The following is a 1277-nucleotide window of genomic DNA, read 5'->3' as shown; positions in this document are numbered from 1 at the left end:
TTAGAAATTCTTTTAATTAACGATGGAAGCACAGATTCTAGCTTGCAAATAGCCAAAGAATATGCACAAAAAGACAGCAGAATCACAATTATTGATAAGGAAAATGGCGGACAAGCAAATGCTAGAAATGCGGGAATAGAGTTTTTCAGTGGGGAGCTTGTGGCAATCACAAAGGAATCCGCAAAGGACGCAGATTCTTTGCATTCCTATCAAATAATAGGAGAGAATCCCTACCAAATCCACACCATTTATAGCCTTAAAAGTTCGCTAGAGATTCCAATCATTGACTATTTGCAATTCGTAGATAGTGATGATTATATAGAGCTAGATTGTGTAGAACAATGCGTTAAGAGAATGCGAGGGGTAGATGTGCTTTGGTTTGATTTTCAGCGAAAATACGAAGGAAATCTTAACTACGATTCCGCAAAAAAGCCAACTCCACTTACAAAATATGGCTTCTGCGAGGAATGCAAGATTACACCTGCGGCATTATTTACACAAAGCAAGCTAGTAGAACGAAAATGGTATGCTTTTACTTGGCAAGGAATGCTTGATTTTAGGTTTTTGCAAGCCATTTCACTCAAATTTGCAAATGTTCCTTTGGAGGAAGACCATCACTTTTGGCTTTTGCTTCTTGCTCAAAGTCAATGTATTTTTATTTTTCCCCAAAAACTTTATTTTTATCGTATTCACCCCCATAGTATGACAAATTATGGGGGCAAGACGGGGCTTAAAAACATTCCAAAACAACTTCAATGCTATTTGAAAGATTTTTGCGGGAATCCTATGCTTTTGCACAAATATTGTCGTGCTGGAAGTGCCGCAACAATGCTAGTAGATATTTTTAGACAAATGGAAAGCGGAAAGATAGAGCCTCAAACTTGTGCGATTCTAAAGCAAAACATTTTGAATCGCTTATGTATGTTGGCGATGAATTTAGAAAGCTTCCAAGCTGACCCTATGGGTTTCCTGCCCCTACTAGCAAAAATCAAACCCTATGCAAAAGAACAAAAAATCGGTGCGTATGCACTCTTACATCAAAGCCTAGAGTATCAGTTGGGATTAGCCACACTTTCAAGCTTCAAAAGCATTTCAAATTTTTTAAAAAGTTTTGGGGTGATTTATCGGGTATTGCAGAGATACAAAAAGCTAAAAAACATAGAGAATGCAAACTCTTTGCAAGATTATTGGGATTTCAAAGAATCGGAACATTTAAAGAAACATTTGTCTTTTAGGATTGGGAGGAAACTCACAAAATTATGCTTTGACTGACTGCT

1 protein-coding gene is annotated in these 1277 nt (G+C 37.2%); it reads left to right on the top strand.

The genetic code is table 11. The features are described 5' to 3' along the window. Positions 1-1272, top strand: a 1272-nt coding sequence (locus Q1553_RS00090) for a glycosyltransferase (protein WP_300842638.1), incomplete at its 5' end; no start/stop codon positions are given. Between the last annotated feature and the right edge of the window lie 5 nt (positions 1273-1277).

Source organism: Helicobacter sp. UBA3407 (genome assembly GCF_949747025.1).
Taxonomy (GTDB): Bacteria; Campylobacterota; Campylobacteria; order Campylobacterales; family Helicobacteraceae; genus Helicobacter_D; species Helicobacter_D ganmani.
Note: the sequence above shows the minus strand (reverse complement) of the source record. Positions and strands in the feature narration are given on the sequence as shown.